At 65.1% G+C, this 16,780-nt stretch carries 13 protein-coding genes; 7 read left to right on the plus strand and 6 right to left on the minus strand.

Annotated features, from left to right (window positions below):
* The first annotated feature begins 260 nt into the window (after positions 1-260).
* Positions 261-1,208: an enoyl-CoA hydratase/isomerase family protein gene (locus tag E4L98_RS19305; protein ID WP_135203173.1), complete on the plus strand. Its 948-nt coding sequence runs from the start codon at positions 261-263 to the stop codon at positions 1,206-1,208.
* Positions 1,209-1,253: 45 nt separating this feature from the next.
* Here the strand turns inward: E4L98_RS19305 and E4L98_RS19310 are convergent, their stop codons facing one another.
* From E4L98_RS19310 to E4L98_RS19330, 5 genes are read right to left on the minus strand one after another with little or no spacing between them, the layout of a single operon-like run.
* Positions 1,254-1,664: a GlcG/HbpS family heme-binding protein gene (locus E4L98_RS19310; RefSeq protein WP_135203174.1), complete on the minus strand. Its 411-nt coding sequence runs from the start codon at positions 1,662-1,664 to the stop codon at positions 1,254-1,256.
* Between the two features lie 38 nt (positions 1,665-1,702).
* Positions 1,703-2,626, minus strand: a complete 924-nt coding sequence (locus E4L98_RS19315) for a patatin-like phospholipase family protein (protein WP_135203175.1) — start codon at positions 2,624-2,626, stop codon at positions 1,703-1,705.
* 55 nt (positions 2,627-2,681) lie between these two features.
* Positions 2,682-4,043, minus strand: coding sequence for a Gfo/Idh/MocA family protein (locus tag E4L98_RS19320; protein ID WP_205746780.1), 1,362 nt, complete (start codon positions 4,041-4,043; stop codon positions 2,682-2,684).
* Between the two features lie 17 nt (positions 4,044-4,060).
* A complete protein-coding gene (locus tag E4L98_RS19325) occupies positions 4,061-5,452 on the minus strand; it encodes a DUF3472 domain-containing protein (RefSeq protein WP_229257470.1) in 1,392 nt (463 codons plus the stop codon).
* Between the two features lie 12 nt (positions 5,453-5,464).
* Entirely contained in the window at positions 5,465-8,500 is a 3,036-nt protein-coding gene (locus E4L98_RS19330) for a TonB-dependent receptor (RefSeq protein WP_135203176.1), read from the minus strand.
* 297 nt (positions 8,501-8,797) lie between these two features.
* On the opposite strand from E4L98_RS19330, the gene E4L98_RS19335 reads away from it, so the two are divergent.
* The 6 genes from E4L98_RS19335 to E4L98_RS19360 are packed head-to-tail and all read left to right on the plus strand — an operon-like array spanning position 8,798 to position 15,972.
* Positions 8,798-9,934 carry an SIS domain-containing protein gene (locus E4L98_RS19335; RefSeq protein ID WP_135203177.1) on the plus strand — a complete coding sequence of 379 codons (1,137 nt, stop codon included), beginning with the start codon at positions 8,798-8,800 and terminating at the stop codon, positions 9,932-9,934.
* A complete protein-coding gene (locus E4L98_RS19340) occupies positions 9,921-10,862 on the plus strand; it encodes an ROK family protein (protein WP_135203178.1) in 942 nt (313 codons plus the stop codon). Before E4L98_RS19335 ends, E4L98_RS19340 begins: the two co-directional genes overlap by 14 nt.
* A gap of 5 nt (positions 10,863-10,867) precedes the next feature.
* The gene (locus tag E4L98_RS19345) at positions 10,868-12,211 is read left to right on the plus strand and encodes a D-tagatose-bisphosphate aldolase, class II, non-catalytic subunit (protein ID WP_205746781.1); all 1,344 of its coding nucleotides are present in this window, start codon (positions 10,868-10,870) and stop codon (positions 12,209-12,211) included.
* Positions 12,212-12,245: 34 nt separating this feature from the next.
* Positions 12,246-13,013 (plus strand): DeoR family transcriptional regulator, encoded by a 768-nt coding sequence (locus tag E4L98_RS19350; RefSeq protein ID WP_135203179.1) that lies wholly within the window; start codon positions 12,246-12,248, stop codon positions 13,011-13,013.
* 4 nt (positions 13,014-13,017) lie between these two features.
* Complete coding sequence (gene nagA, locus E4L98_RS19355) at positions 13,018-14,115, plus strand: N-acetylglucosamine-6-phosphate deacetylase (protein ID WP_135203180.1); 1,098 nt, start codon at positions 13,018-13,020, stop codon at positions 14,113-14,115.
* A gap of 15 nt (positions 14,116-14,130) precedes the next feature.
* On the plus strand, positions 14,131-15,972 hold the full coding sequence (locus E4L98_RS19360) for an MFS transporter (protein WP_229257471.1): 1,842 nt from the start codon (positions 14,131-14,133) through the stop codon (positions 15,970-15,972).
* A gap of 15 nt (positions 15,973-15,987) precedes the next feature.
* Here the strand turns inward: E4L98_RS19360 and E4L98_RS19365 are convergent, their stop codons facing one another.
* The gene (locus tag E4L98_RS19365) at positions 15,988-16,776 is read right to left on the minus strand and encodes an alpha/beta fold hydrolase (protein ID WP_229257472.1); all 789 of its coding nucleotides are present in this window, start codon (positions 16,774-16,776) and stop codon (positions 15,988-15,990) included.
* Positions 16,777-16,780 lie beyond the last annotated feature (4 nt).

Genomic DNA, 16,780 nt, shown 5'->3' on the forward strand with positions numbered 1-16,780 from the left:
CAGACGACCGTCGTGTATCCCCGGCCGTCGCAGGCCCGGGTGGATGGTCAGATTGAAGATGGAGTGAGTGGTAGTCGCTACGGTAGAGATATGATTTGGCTAAACCTTTGAATTATAACCAAATCTGCCCTGGTTGGCAAGGCAGGGGCACGCGCCGCCATATATTACATTACGTAAAAAACCAATTGCGGACCAAGGTATTTTTTTGCGGCTCAGGAATGGATAAAGTGGACCTCACTCACCAACCCAAGGAGCTGAAAATGAAAACCAAGATCATCGCAGCAGCACTTGCAGCAAGCACCCTGCTTCTCGGCGGCGGCGCCTATGCCGAGGGCGCGGCCGCAACGCCGGCCACCGCCGCGCAGAAAGCCGCAGCCCGGCAGCAGTTCAAGATCACCCGCGTTACGCCGAACTACTGGCGCGTCACCATCAATAACCCGCCGTTCAATATCTACGGCCCGGAATCGATGCCGCAGCTGAACAGTGTGATTACCGAGATCGAGCGCGATACGGACGTCAAAGTGGTGGTATTCGCCAGCGACACGCCGGGCTTCTTTTTGACGCACTATGACTTCGTGCCGCCGCTGGCGCAGACCACCAGCATGGCCAACGGCCCCACCGGCCTGCCGCCGCTGCCCGACATGCTGGTACGCCTGAGCCGCGCGAATGTCGTCTCGATCGCCGCCATCCGTGGCCGCGCCACCGGTGTCGGCAGCGAACTGGCGCTGGCCTCCGACATGCGCTTCGCCAGTCGCGAAAAAGCCGTGCTGTCGCAATTTGAGATCGGCGCCGGCTTCGCTCCCGGTGGTGGTCCGATGGCACGACTGCCCCGTTTGATGGGCCGCGGCCGCGCGCTGGAGATTCTCCTCAGCGGCAACGACATCAATGGCGAACTGGCCGAGCGCTACGGCTACGTGAACCGCGCCCTGCCCGATGCGGAACTGGACGACTTTGTCGACACCCTGGCCCGCCGCATTGCCTCGTTCGACAAGCAGACTATCGGCGACATCAAGCATCTGGTCAATATCGCCTCGCTGCCGTCGGATAAGGATATCGGTGCGGAATGGGATGCCTTCATCACCTCCGTGCAGCGCCCCGCCGCGCAGAAGAATATCGGCAAGCTGATGGAACTGGGACTGGGCAAGAAGGCGGATGTCGAGGTGCACCTCGACAAATACACCGGCCAGGTGAACCAGCCAGCTAACTGAGCTGTCATTCCCGCGACAGCGGGAACGACATGCGCGGGGTTATGCTTAGCTCAGCGCGGCGATGCCGGCCTTGGCGATCTGCGCATCCTCGGCCGACTTCACGCCGGAGACGCCGACAGCGCCGATGATGTGGCCGTCCACGATGATCGGCACGCCGCCTTCCAGCATGCCGTCGGCCATCGGCGCCGGCGCGGTCAGGAACGACACGCGGCCGTTGTTGATCATGTCTTCGTACAGCTTGGATTCGCGGCGGCCCAGCGCCGAGACGCGCGCCTTGGCCGGGGCGATGTGCGAAGACAGGGCGTTGGCGCCGTCCAGGCGCTGCAACCACAGCAGGTGGCCGCCGTCATCGACGATGGCGATCACCACCGCCCATTTGTTGGCAACCGCTTCCGCTTCAGCGGCAGCAGCGATTTTCTTGACGTCGGCGAGGCACAGATAAGGTTTGGTTTGCATGACAGCTTCCTTGTTATTGGTGCCGCCATTGTAGCCGCTTACGAGCGCCGTTTGGCCTCGAGCTTCTGCTTAATCTGCGCCATGACCTGGGCGGCGGCCTGCTCGCCCGCCAGCACGGCCTGGTTACGGCCGTTGAAGTCGTTGCTGGCCATCTTGCCCAGCGGCGGGGTGATGACGATGTCGGCGTCCTTCAACTCATAGTCGTTGATGCGCTGCCCCATGATGCTGAAGGTCTGCATGATCACGTCCAGCGAGCTGACGGTGGCCTGCACGTCGGCCTGGGTCGAGATGTTGACGGCGATGACGAAATCGGCGCCCATGTCGCGCGCGAAGCGCACTGGCACCGGCGCCACCAGCCCGCCGTCCACGTAAGTGTGGCCGCTGATGGTGACCGGCTGGAACACGCCCGGTACCGCCGAGGAGGCGCGCACCGCCATGCCGGTATTCCCGCGCTGGAACAGGATCGGCTTGCCGTCCTTCAGATCGGTGGCCACGGCGCCGAACGGGATCTTCAGCTTTTCCATCGGCTGGTTGTTGACCGCCTTGTTGACGTAAGCCTGCAGCGCCTCGCCTTTCAGCACGCCGGTGGACTTGCGGAACAGCGGCAAGGCCCAGTCGGAGATCGATGCCTCGTCCATTTCCATGGCCAGCTTCTGCAACTGGAAGCCGGTGTTGCCGGAGGCGTACAGCGCGCCGACCACGCTGCCGGCACTGGTCCCGACCACGATGTCCGGATAGATGCCCTGCGCCTCCAGCGCCTTGATCACGCCGATATGCGCAAAGCCGCGCGCCGCGCCGCCGCCGAGCGCCAGGCCGATCTTGATCTTGCGCGGCGGCGCCGGCTCGGGCACCGGCGCCGGCTGCAGCGCCGGCGTTTCCACCACGGGCGTGGTCTTGCAGCCGACAACAGCGGCCGCGGTCAGAGTGGCTAAAGTGGCAAGGGCGAGACGGCGTGATGTCATGGATGATCTGGACGGGATTTAAGCGCCCAGATTGTACACCGCCCCGCCTGTATCATCAGTACTTGTCGTCGAAGGCGAAGATCGGCTTGCGGCTCTTCCACTGGCCGTTGGTGAAGTCGGGGAAGTCCAGCGTCTGGAAGTTCTGCGCGATCGATTGCTCCGACAGCGGCGTGATGGCGCTCCAGGTCACCGCGTCGTAGATATCGATCGGCATGGGCGCCTCGGCCTTCAGTGCTTCCACGAAGGCATGGATCACGAAGAAGTCCATGCCGCCGTGGCCCGCTCCTTCCGCATTCTTCGCATACTTGCGCCACAGCGGATGGTCATACTTGTCCTGCCACGCCTGGAAATCGTCCCAGGTGTGAGGCTTGCTCTTGCCCTCGATGTGGATCGAATGGTTCACGTCCATCCACAGCCCATTGGTGCCCTGCACGCGGAAACCCAGCGAATAAGGGCGCGGCAGCGAGGTGTCGTGCTGCAGGATGATGGTCTCGCCATTCTCGCAGGCCAGCGTGGTGGTCACCACGTCGCCCAGCTTGAATTCGGTCTTCGCGCTCGGATGGCTGGCCCCGCCCTGCTTGACGATGTAGTCGTGCAGGCCGCGCGCCTTGGTCGCAAACGAATTGATACGCGTGAAGCGGTTGCCGCGATTGATATTGGTGTACATCGCGCACGGACCGATGCCATGGCTGGGATACAGCTCGCCGTCGCGCCTGACCGAGTGCTCGGTGCGCCAGCGCGCCTCCGACCAGCCTTTGGCGCCGTATTCGACACCGCCGCCATATGGCTTGTCCGGATTGCCGCTGTTGAACTTCACCGCGCGCAGATCGTGCTGATAGCCGCCCTGCAGGTGTACCAACTCACCGAACACGCCGGCACGAACCATTTGCAGCACCGCCATCACATCGCGGCGGAAGCAGACGTTCTCCAGCAGCATATACGGCGTCCTGGTCTTCAGCTGCGTATTCAGCACATCCCAGTGATCCTGCAGCGTGATGCCGGCCACCACCTCGCAGCCGACCGGAATCTTCGCCTGCATCGCCGCGATGGCCATCGGCGCATGCCACTCCCACGGCGTGGCGATGATCACGCCATCCAGACCGCCCGCATCCAGCATGCGCTTGTAGGCTTGCGGGTCGCGGTCTTCGCCATACGTTTTCGGCTTGGCCTTGCCGGCCTTCTCCACCTGCTGCAGCGCGCGGCCCAGCATGATGGGTTCGATATCGCACAACGCCGCCACCTCCACGTCGTCGCGGCGCAGCAGTTCCTGCAGCAGCACCTGGCCGCGCATGCCGGTGCCGATCATGCCGATGCGGACCTTCTGGCGCGTGGCGCCGAAGGCGGATGGCAGCATCATGCTGCCGGCAAGGGCGGCGCCTGCCGCGAGGAAGTCACGTCGGTTCAAAACTGATTTCATAATGCTCCTTGTTATAGTTACTGCGGCAGGCTGTTCACGTCCACCGTCGGTTGCTGGCCGGTGGACGGTCGGGTAAAGTTTTGATTGACTGGCACGTAATCGGCAAAGAAGCCGCCGTTGCGCAGATAGAACCGGCCGTTATCCAGTCCCCCCGCGTAATCCATGCGCTGCGCGTTGGTCACGGTGGCGTCGCCGGTGAGGCGGCCGGCGGTCACTTCGGACCACGCTCCGGAAACATTGCGCGCCCACTGGTTGCCGAACAGGACGCGGCGGCCAGTATAGCCGTTGGTGTCGATAAAATTCTCCAGGAACGAGTGGTTGCCGGTCAGGTAGCTGGTGGTCGCCGGACGCTTCCAGGTCGCCATGTAGCGCCAGGCGCCGGCCTCCGGCGCGTAGAACCATGCCGAGTACAAGGTGCTGCCGGCACCGTCCGGCCGCGCGCGGGTGATGAAGCGGTAGGTGTTCCCGGCCACCCAGTTATACACCAGGTAAGCCTGCCCGCCAGTGCCCTCGCCGCCGAAGCTGTTGTCCACCACACCCGCGCCCTTGCTGACCAGCGTGGTCTTGGCGCCGCTGTCGGCATCCCAGACCGAGAACAGTATCCAGCGCTCGGTCGCGGACTTGACCTGGATGCCGAAGTAGCCGCCACTGAAACCGTTGGCCATGAAGTAGGAGCCGATCGGGTCCTGTCCGGTGGGCACGGTGACTTCGTTATAGAAGTATTCGGTGTTGGCCGGTGTGGTGTAGCCCATGTGGACCGATGGTCCGCGGCGCGACCAGTAGTAATTGGCGGCGTCGTTGGCGTAATTGACGGCGGACGCGGTGGTCACCTTCAGTGCGGAGACATCGCCAAAATAGCCGCCATCCTTGCTGATGCCCTGCAGGTCGACCTTCACATAACCCGGCGCGGCCACATTCACCGTGCCGATCGCGTAAGTCTTCGCGCTCGTGCCGGCCAGCGCCAGCGTGAACGGCGTGCCGTTGACCGTCACGCGGATGGTGCTGTTGCTGCTGCCGGCCAGGCGCGCATCGAGGCCCAGCGTCACCGCGCCGGCCGAGGCCATGCGGAAGTAGGCGCTGGTGACGGTGGCCGCGTTGCTCCAGTTGGCCAGGCCATTGTCGTTGATGACTTCCGCCGCACCGGACGGTGCCGAAGTGACAAAGGCATTGCCGGCCAATGCCACCGTCGACGTCGTGAGCGCGGCGGCGGCATTGGCGGAGGCGCCGGCTGCTGCGGCAGCATCCGCAGCCGGATCGGCGCCAGACGCCGCGCCGCTGGCACCGGCTGATCCAACACCGCTGGCGACCGCCAGCGCCTGCACCATCGGTGCACCCGACGTGCCGGTTCCGGCGCCATCGCCGCCACAGCCGGCCAGTAATATCGCCGCTGAATACAGGAATAGCTTCATGTTTCCCTCCCCTTAGAATTCATATTCCGCGGTGAGACGCACCGACCGCGGCGCCGCGCGGCTGGTCACCTGCAGATAGCTGCGGGCGATATCGCCGCCGCCATCTTCGCGGGTCTCGTTGTAGCGCTGGATGGTCTGACGGTCCAGCACATTGAACACGTCCACCTTCAGGCTCAAGCCCTTGGCGAAGCGCGGCTGATAGGCGAGATTCAGGTCGATCTGGGTCTGCCATGGCAGACGTCCCTGGCTGCCGCGCGGCGTCGGCTTGCCGTTGCAGTAGAAATAGGCCGCACCGTAGTCGTTTTCCCACTTCAGATCGGCCGGCAGCTCGCCGATACAGTTGCGCGGCGCGCCCGAGGTCAGATTCAGATTGCCGCCGATGGTCCACTCCGGCGTCACCTGGAAGAAGCCATACGCCTTGATCGAATGGCGATGATCGCCCGGCAGATAACCGTAAGCGTTGTACATCAGTTCCTTGTGATCGTCGCTGACGGTCAGGCCGACGTCGCCGCCGCCGATGGTATCGGTCTGCCCTTCCATATTGCCCTTCAGTGCGGACAGGGTATAGGTCACTTTGCCGTACCAGCCATTGCTGTACGGGTGCTCGACGAAGAAGGTCAGCGCCTTGTAGGTGCGGTCCGGCTTGGGATTGCCCCACTCCGCCGCCGAGATATCGACGCGGCGCAGGCCGTGGCCGTCGGCGAAGTCGATCCACAGCGCATTGTCGCGGCCAGGATTGATGATCGCGCACTGGAAGCCGCCCCACTTGCCGGTATCGACGTTGTTGCGCGCCGCCCAGGCATCGATAGGACGCTGATCGCAAGTGTCGTCATTGGTATCGTTCAGACGGCGATACAAACCGCTCAACCCGACCACGATCTGCTTGTTGAGCACCTTCTCGAAGCCCAGCGACAGCTCATCCTGCGACAGCGGCTTCAGGCCGATGGCCGTGACTTCCTTCGCATCGCGCGCCGTGCCGTAGGCGTTATTGGCCGAATATGGATTGCTGATCGCATGCAGCCCGGTCGGCGCGCCGGTCGCCGGATCGACACCGGTGTAGGTGTAGAACTGGCTGGTCGACAGATACGGCGAGGCCAGATTGCTGGACAGGTTGGACGGCACCGGCAGATGGTAACGGCCGGCGTTGGCAAAAATCTTCAGCGAGCCATCGCCCTTGTAGTCCCAGGTCGCGCCCAGACGCGGCGCGATCATGTTCCGCTGCGAGATGAAGGCGTCGCCGGTGGTGGTGTAATTGGTGAACTGCTCGCGGCGCAGGCCCAGATCCAGCAGCACGCGTGGCGTCACCTGCCAGTGATCCTGGATGTATTGTGCCGATTGTTCGCTGGTGGGATGGGCGACCTTGTCATACAGATCGCGGCTGACGTAATAGCCATCGACGCCATAGCCGCCGCCCTGCGCGGGCGTCTCGAATGCGCCATTGATCGGCGTGTTCGGATTGGACGCCTTGCGGTAAGTCCAGCGCACACCGCCGGCGTAGGTGTTGCCCACCGTCGAATCGACATCGATACGGTCGATACCACCGCGCAGGGAGTGATCGCCCAGGCGGTATTCGACGTCCAGACGCTTGGCTTTCTGACGGTCGCCCGACGACGGATCGACCAGGTTACCGGTCACAGTCTGCGGCACCGGGTAGGTCAGGCCGGGCACCTGCACCGTGGCGCCGGTCGAAATCTGCGGCAGCGAAGGATCGTAGCCGGTCGGCGTGCGCGTATGGCTGGTGCGCGATTTGCCCCACAGCGCGGTGACGGTCAGATTATCGGTCAGGTAGCCGGTATACTTGTAAATGTCGATATTCGCGCCCGGCGCCGACGCCGAGCCGCAGCAGTTGATGGTGGTCTCGCCCGGTGTCGCGGGAACGTTATTGCGCTTCAGCGTACTGTAGTCGAAGCCGAAGGACTGGCTGAACGTCTTGGTGCGGTCATACAGTTTGGTGTATTCGAAGTGATGGTCTTCGTTCAGATTGAAATCGATCTTGGCCAAGCCGCGGTCCACGGTGGACTGGCTGCTGCTCCAGCCGCTTTTCACGCTGGACGTGGCGTCGCTGGTGGCGCCGATCGCATCGCTGTCGGTCCTGGTTCGTTCCAGGCCGATGAAGGCGAACAGCTTATTCTTGATGAGAGGGCCGCTGGCATACACGCCTGCGACGCGGCTGGTGGTCTCATTGTCGCGGTTCCAGTACAGCAGCTTGCCGTCGGTGTCCGGATGCGCGCCGGTATTCGGATAATACGTGTTCTCCGTCGTGCCGCGCAGACTGGCGGGGATGGTGGACAATTTGCCACCCACGTGGAACTCGTTGCCGCCGCTCTTGGTGGTGATGTTGACCACTCCACCAGTCGAACGGCCGAACTCCGAACCATAACCGCCGGACAGCACCTGCATGTTGGAGATCGCGCCGAACGGCAGTTCCGACGCGCCCACCTGCGTCAGCAGATTGGTGACCGGGAAGCCATTGACATAGAAGGCATTCTCCGACTGGCCGGACCCGCCGATCGAGGGTGCATTGCCGTACTGGCTGTTGGTGCCGCGCGCCACGCCCGGCGTCAGCTGCACCACCGAAGCCACGTCATTCGCCACCGGCAGCACCTTTAGCTCCTTGGCGGTGAAGACCACGCCGTTATTGGTGTTGGAGACGTCGATATAATTGCGCGTCGCGCGCACCACCACAGTTTGTCCTTCTTCCTTGGCGCCGAAGTTCACCTCCGCCCCGCTGCCCACCAGCGCCTCGATTTCGCGCGTATCCTGTACCGTACCGCCGCGCAGCACGCGTAGCGCATAGCGGCCTGGCGGCATCGAGTTGGCGATGTAGCGCCCCGACGCATCGGGCGTCAGGGTCCGCTGGGCGCCGGTGGCCAGGTTCTCCAGCACCACGGTGGCGCCGGCCGGCGACGCCACTTCGCCGTATATGGTAGTGGTGGCGTTAGACTGGGCCAGCGCCTGATTGCCGGCCGCCGCCACGGTCAGGCCGATCAAAATGGCTGTCGCCTGGCGAATGGCGCTGTTGCGAAATTTAAAGCGGCTGTGGTGCATGCTGAACTCTCCCTCGTTTATCGTGTTTTGGCTTTACTTCGAAAGATTTTGCGTTGCTCTGCAATTACTCTAGAAACAAAAACAAGCACGGTCAATAAAAAGAAAGAGAAAGCGAAAAATAATTGCAAAAATCTTTCGATTTGCGTGGCAATACCGTTTATAACTTTCGAATACGTCGCAAAACCGATACATTGCCACGTTCTGGCTCGCCGATTAAACTTTCTTTTTGCTTTCGTATTTGACATATCGAAAATAAAAGCTTACTCTTCCGCTGACCTCAACAGACAAATTCTTTCGATGACTACCTTATTTCAGCGTACAACTGCCGACTGGCGCGACATCGGCGGCCTCGATACCGCGGAAGAAATCGCCCACCAGCCGGCCATGTGGCGCGAGCTGTCGGCGCATCTGAGCGCAGAACAACGCCGCATCGCCGCCTTCCTCGGTGACAGCCTGCGCGATCCGCAGCAGCGCGTGATCCTGACCGGCGCCGGCAGCTCCGCTTATATAGGCGAGATCATCGCGGATGAAATCAACGCGGCCTGGCCCTGCCAGGTGCGGGCGATTCCGACCACCAGCCTGCTGAGCCATCCCGCCCTCTATCTGGAAACCGGGGCACCGACCCTGCTGGTGTCCTTCGGCCGCAGCGGCAACAGCCCTGAAAGCACGGCCACCGTGCGGCTGGTGCGCGACATGGTGCCGAACGCGCGCTTCCTCAACATCACCTGCAATGCCGACGGCGACCTCGCCACACAAAGCGCCGGCGATGAACGCACCCTGAACCTGATGATGCCGGCCGCCAGCTGCGACCGCGGCTTCGCCATGACCAGCAGCCTGACCTGCATGCTGCTGGCCGCACTGTGCGCACTGGACCCGGATTTCAATCCCGGGCAGTTGAGCGCGCTGGCCGACCTGGGAGCGCAAGCGCTGGAGCAGTGGTCGGCGCCGGTGGCCGAACTGTCCGCGCAGCGCGTGTCGCGCGTGATCTATCTGGGCAGCGGTCCGCTGGAAGCGCTGGCCAAGGAAGCCGCGCTGAAGATACTGGAGCTGACCGCCGGCAGTGTGATGGCCATGTCCAACAGCGCGCTCGGCTTCCGCCACGGTCCGAAAGCGGCGGTGACGCGCGATACGCTGGTGGTAATGTTCCGCAGCGCCGATCCGCTGGCGCGCCGCTACGAACAGGATCTGCTGGATGAATTGCGCCGCGACCAGGTGGCCAGCCGCGTGCTGACCGTCGGCGCGGACGGCGAGATCGGTATCGATGCGCCATCCTGGCCGGACGCCTGGCTGGCGCCCCTGTGGCTGTTGATGGCGCAGCAGTACGCGCTGCACCAGTCAGCGCTGCTGCAACTGCGTCCCGATAACCCATTCACGGGCGGCATCGTGAACCGTGTGGTTCAAGGCGTCACCATCTATCGCCATGATGAATTCTAAGCGCGGCTATCACGGCATCGACATCGGCGGCACCAAGATCGAACTGGTGGCTTACGCCGAGGATGGCGCGCAGCTACACGAGGTGCACCGCGAGCGCATCGCCACGCCGGGCACCGACTTTACCGAATTCGTCGCCGCGATACAGGGGTTGATAGACCGCGCCGACCGCGCGCTGGGCCTGCGCGCACCGGTCGGTATCGGCCTGCCTGGCGTGATCGACGCCGTCACCGGCCGCCAGCTCAGCTCCAACGTGCCGGCGCTGAACGGCCGCATGGTGGCGCAATCGCTGCAGGAAGTGCTGCAACGGCCGCTCGCGGTCGGCAACGACTGCCAGTGCTTCGCCCTGTCCGAAGCCCAGGGCGGCGCGGCGGACGGCGCGGCCACCATGTTCGGCGCCATCATCGGCACCGGCGCCGGCGGCGGTTATTGCGTCAGCGGCCGGCTGCTGCGCGGCCTGAACGGTGTCGCCGGCGAATGGGGCCACTGGCCACTGGCCGCATCGCTGCTGGCCCAGCACGAATTGCCGCTGTACGACTGCCCCTGCGGGCGGCGCGGCTGCCTGGAACGCTATGTCTCAGGCACCGGCATGCGCAATATCTACCGCCACTACAGCGGCCTGGATGAAACGCCGCTGACCATCATGGCACGCGCGCAAAGCGGCTCGGCCGACGCGCGGCACACGCTCGATGTCCACGTGGACCTGCTGGCCAATGCCCTGGCGTCGCTGGTGCTGGCCCTGGACCCGCACGTGATCGTGCTGGGCGGAGGCCTGTCGCAACTGGCGCACCTGTACCAGAAGCTGCCGCCGGCGATGGACAAGCACCTGTTTTCCGGCGTGCGCACCCCGCCCGTGCTGCCGCCGACCTTCGGCGACGCCGGCGGCGCGCGCGGCGCCGCCCTGCTCGCCCGTCAACAACTGAACGACTGAGTCATATGAACACCACCGAAAGCCTGTCCCCCCTCCAGCAGATCATTGCCGCCCACCGTCGCGGCGAGCCCGCCGGCTTGTACAGCGTATGCTGCAGCCACCCCGTCGTGCTGCGCGCCGCCATGCAGGTGGCTGCGCGCTACGACACGGTGTTGCTGGTGGAGGCGACATCGAACCAGGTCGACCAGTTCGGCGGCTACACCGGCATGACGCCGCCGCAGTTCCGCGATTACGTGCACGAGCTGGCGCGCGAGCACGGCTTTGCGCTCGAACGGCTGGTGCTGGGCGGCGACCATCTCGGCCCGAACGCCTGGCAGGCTCTGGACGCCGCCACCGCCATGCGGCACGCGGAAGTGCTGATCGCGGCGTATGCGGCGGCCGGCTTCCACAAGATCCACCTCGATTGCAGCATGCGCTGCGCCGACGATCCGCAGTTCCTGAGCGATGACGTCATCGCCGAACGCTCGGCGCGGCTGTGCGTCGTCGCCGAGGCGGCGGCGGCCGACGCCGGCCTGCCGCCGCCGGTCTACGTGATCGGTACCGAGGTACCTATTCCGGGCGGCGAAGCGAATCTGGCGCAGGCTGGCGCCGTCACCGCGCCGCAGGCGGCCCGGCGCACGCTGGACGTGCACCGCAAGGCATTCATGGACCGCGACCTGCACGCCGCCTGGCGCCGCGTGATCGCCATGGTGGTGCAGCCGGGCGTGGACTTCGATCACAGCCACATCCAGCATTACGACGCGGCACAGGCGGCAGAGCTGTCGGCCTTCGTCGCCGGCCAGCCGGGCATCGTGTTCGAAGCGCATTCCACCGACTACCAGCGCGAATCGGCCCTGCACCAGATGGTGCGCGACCATTTCGCCATCCTCAAGGTCGGCCCGGCCGCCACCTTTGCCCTGCGCGAGGGCCTGATGGCGCTGTGCCGCATCGAAGAGGAACTGGTCCCGGCCGGCCAGACCTCGCGCCTGATGCAGGTGCTGGACGAAGCCATGCTGTCCCAGCCCAGGCACTGGGCCAAGCACTATTCGGGCAGCAGCGCCGAACAGCGCCTGCTGCGCCGCTACGGCCTGAGCGACCGCTGCCGCTATTACTGGGGCGAGCCGCCGGTGGTGGCCGCGGTGGACAAGCTGGTGGCCAACCTCGATCGCCTCGAGATCCCGCTGTCGCTGCTCAGCCAGCACCTGCCGGAACAGTACCTGGAAGTGCTGCAAGGCCAGCTGCCGGCCAGGGCCAATGCCCTGCTCGAACACAAAATCGGCCGCCTGCTGGCGCAGTACGCGCGGGCCTGCAACCGCAATGCGGCGCAGGATGCTGCGGCGCATGCTGGCAGCGCCGCCGCGATCTGTTAAGCTGCAATCTTTTGACAGATTAGCCATCTAAACAATGCGACATACCAGCCAACGCCGCGCCTCCATCATGCAGGCGCTCACTCAACACGGCTCGGTGCAGGTGAACGAGCTGGTGGAACAGCTGGGGGTCTCCGCGGTCACCATCCGCACCGACCTCAGCGCGCTGGAATCCCAGGGCCTGGTGACGCGCAGCCATGGCGGCGCATCGCTGATGCGCACCCCGCCCACCGAACACACCATCCCGCAAAAGGACGCGATCAATCACGAACAGAAAGTGAAGATCGGCGCCTACGCCGCGCGCATGGTGCAGCCGGGCGATAACATCATCATCGACTCGGGCACCACCACCATCTCGCTGGCGCGCCATCTGCGCGAGGCGAAGGATGTGACGGTAATGACCAACGGCCTGAATATCGCCTGGGAACTGGCCGACGCGCCGGGCGTGGACCTGATCCTGACCGGCGGACTGCTGCGCAAGCAGTCGCTGTCGATCCAGGGTTCGCAGGCCGAAGCCTGCCTGCAGGCCTACAGCTTCGACAAACTGTTCCTCGGTGTCGACGGTTTCGACCTGCAGTTCGGCGTCACCACCCACCACGAGGCCGAGGCCAGCCTGAATCACAAGATGGTGGAACGGGCCAAGAAGATCATCGTGCTGACCGACGCCTCCAAGTTCGGCCGCGTGAGCCTGCACCGCATCGTGCAGCTGGACCGCGTGGACACGGTGATCACCGACGCCGGCATCAGCCCGGAGTACCGCGACGGCCTGCTGGAAGCCGGCATCGAGCTGCTGATAGCGGAGTGACGCCGTGCTGAGTGGACGTATTCTTACCCCCGCCGGCTGGATCAAGGGCCGCATCGATTTCGATCAGCGCATCCGCCAGATCAGCGAGGACCAGGGCGCCGACGGCAGGCTGACCATCCTGCCCGGCTTTATCGACCTGCACGTGCATGGCGCGGCCGGCGTCGACATCATGCAGGGCGGCGGCGCCGGCGCCACCGTGGCGCGCGCGCATGCGAAGCACGGCACCACGGCCATGCTGGGCACCACCATGACCGCCACCGACAATTCGATCCGCCGTGCGCTCAACGGCCTGGCGCCGGTGATCGCCGCGCGTCCGGCCGGCGGCGCGCGCATGCTGGGCGTGCATCTGGAAGGCCCCTTCCTCAGCATTCATCGCCTCGGCGCGCAGCCGGCCGATGCGGTGGTCATGGGCAGCATGGACCTGGTGCGCAGCTATCACGCCATTGCGCCCATCCGCGCCATGACCCTCGCCACCGAAGTCGATGGCCACCTCGACCTGATCCCGCAAATGAACGCCTTGGGCATCCGCGTGCAGATCGGTCATAGCAACGGCTCGTACGAGGATGGCGTGGCCGCACTGAAGGCCGGTGCGGCCGGCTTCACCCATCTGTACAACGGCATGACGGGGCTGAACCACTACAAGCCCGGCATCGTCGGCGCGGCGCTCGCGCATGCGGAGTATGCGGAAATCATCCCCGACCTGCAGCACGTCGATCCCGGTGCGATCCGCGCGGCCCTGCGCGCGATTCCGCGCCTGTACGGCGTGACCGACGCCACCTCGGCCACCGGCATGCCGGACGGCGAATATGCGCTGGGCAGCCAGCGCGTCTACAAGTGCGTGGGCTGCGTGCGGCTGGCGACCGGATCGCTGGCCGGCAGTGTGCTGACCATGGATCAGGCGCTGCGCAATTTTGTCGGCCTGGGTCTGGACCTGGCCGACGCCTCGCACCGTTTGTCGCTCTACCCGGCCGATTATCTGGGCGAAATGGAGCGCGGCAGGCTGGCGACCGGCGCCTGGGCCGACATGGTGGTCCTCAACGAAGAATTACAACCGGTGGCCGTCTTCGTGGAAGGTGAAGCCATCGATCTCACAGCAACTTAAACGACGGGAGACTTGATGCAAGCACGCGCCATGAAGTTTTTATTGTTCATCGCAGGCATAGGTGGTTTGCTGTACGGGATAGACGTGGGCATCATTGCCGGCGCGCTGCCCTATCTGGAATCCACCGCCTCGGTGGCGTGGCGTTTGAGTGCCCAGCAACTCGGCTTCATCGTGGCGGCGGTGCTGCTGGGATCCGTGCTGTCCTCGTTGTTTGCCGGCGCGTTGGCCGACTGGATCGGCAGGCGCTGGGCGATGGTGCTGTCGGGCGTGCTGTTCACGCTCAGTATTCCGCTGATCGCGCTGGCCGACGGCTACGTGCCGCTGCTGCTCGGCCGTCTGCTGCAAGGCGTCAGCGGCGGCTTGATCGGCGTGATCGTGCCGCTGTACCTGGCCGAGTGCCTGCACGCGCGCCAGCGCGGACGCGGCGCCGCGCTGTTCCAGCTGCTGCTGACCATCGGCCTGGTGGCGGCGGCCGTGGTCGGCCTGCTGCAGGCGCAGTCGGTGGAAACCGCCACCGCGGCGGCCCGGCAACTGGGCGACAGCGCGCGCGAGGCGGCCGTCTTCGCGGCCAAGGATCATGCCTGGCGCAGCATCTTCTGGTGGTGTCTGACGCCGGGCCTGGTGTTCACCATTGGCAGCCTGCTGCTGTCCGAATCGCCGCGCTGGCTGGCGCGCCGCGGACGCATGGAGGAGGCCCGCACCGCGCTGCTGCGCACCCGCCCCGCCGACGAGGCGGAAGCCGAGCTGCGCGAAATCCGGCAGGCGCTGGCCCCCGCGAACACGGGAGACAGCGGGACCGCGGCTGGCGCCGGGACGGGCGCGAATGGCCGCGCGGCCGGCAGCGAGGCCGCGTACCGCGCCTCCCCGCGCACCGGGGAGTCGCTGCTCAGCCGCCGCTACGTGCTGCCCTTCCTGCTGGCCTGCCTGATCCTGGCGCTGAACCAGGCCACCGGCATCAACTCGGTGCTGGCCTACGTGGTGAACATCCTGAACCAGGCCGGCCTGCCCGGCGCCACCGCCAACGCGGCCGACGTCGCGCTCAAGGTATTGAACTCGCTGATGACCATCGTCGCCGTGGTACTGGTCGACCGCAAGGGCCGCAAATTCCTGCTGATGCTGGGCACCGGCTGCATCGTGGTGGCCCTGGTGGCCGCGGGCCTGCTGTTCCGCGGCGTCGAAGGCGAACAGCGCGACGTGCGTCCCATGTTGCAGGCGCAGATCCAGTCCGACAGCCTGTCGCTGCGGCTGGACGCGGAAACCCTGCGTGCGCTGAGCGTCCAGAGCGGCGCGCCAGTGCAGCTGACGGTGGCGTATTCCTACGGTCCCTTCACCAATGTGCAGACGCGCCGCAGCGACGATCCGGCGCTGCCGGTGCTGCGTCTGAGCCGTGAAGACACCGTGCAGCCGGACAGCGTGATCGGCGTGTTCTTCCGCAAGCTGCATCTGAATCCGTTCGCCGATCCGGCCGACGCCAAAAACGCCGCCCTGCGCATCGAACGCGCCGACATCGCCGCGGTGCCGCCGGCGGCTCACGGCTGGCAGGTGGCGCTGGCCATGTGTCTGTTCGTGGCGGGGTTCGCGGTCGGTCCCGGCGTGTGCGTGTGGCTGGCGCTGTCGGAGCTGATGCCGACGCGCATCCGCTCGAACGGCATGAGCATCGCGCTGCTGATCAACCAGTTCGTCTCGACCATGATCGCCGCCGTGTTCCTGCCCACCGTGGGCGAATACGGCTATGCGACCATGTTCTTTGGCTGGGCAGGCTGCACCTTGCTGTACTTCCTGACCGCCACCTTCCTGCTGCCCGAGACCAAGGGCAAGACGCTGGAAGAAATCGAAGCGCACTTCGCCCGGCGATGAGCCCCCAGCCCCTCCTCAGGCGGGGCTCAGGCACGCCTCCAGGGTCAGTTCCAGCAGCGGGAAGTGACCCGTTTCCACCTTGCAGAACTCCGCCTGCGGGAAAATCACCTCCCAGATCTTGCGATCCTGTTCGGCATCGATCATCGGATCGTAGGCGCCGAACAGCACCGACACCGGGCCTTCGAACGGGCTGCGCAGCGGCGTATGGTCGCGCACCGAGAAATCATCCGACGTCGCCACCGAGGTCGGTCCATCGAACGCGCCCGGCTGCTGGATCAGTTCCGCGAACGAACGCGCCGCATCCGGACCGGCGTTGGGGCCGAAATACAGCGCCGTCACATCCGGCAGCAGCGACAAGGCGCCGAATACGTCCCAGAAGCGCGGACGGCCCGGATCTTCCTCGTACATGGCCAACGCCATGGCCAGCTTGCCCGCATGCTCATGATCGGTGTGCACACGGAAGGCGCGGCGCGCCAGGCGCAGGGCGGCCTGCTCCGGGTTGAAGGTCGGCGCCAGCAGCACGATATTTTTGACCAGTTCCGGCACGGTGCGCGCCAGATGCACCGCCAGGTGGGCGCCGAACGAGCTGGCCATCACCGTCAGCGGCGCGCCGGCCTGCCCGGCCACGCGGCGGAACTCGGTCACGGTGGAATTCAGCAGGTCCAGATACGGCCCCTCGGCGCACGGCCGGATCACCGGCTGGTGCCACCAGTGCACATGCGTCGCTTCCGGATAACGCGCGCGCTCGAAGACCGGACCCAGCCCCGGACCGCCGTGCAGATAAAAAACCGATGGTGCAGCCATGTTC

Origin of the sequence: Duganella callida (assembly GCF_004614165.1) — a bacterium.
In the GTDB taxonomy this organism is placed as follows: Bacteria; Pseudomonadota; Gammaproteobacteria; order Burkholderiales; family Burkholderiaceae_D; genus Rugamonas; species Rugamonas callida.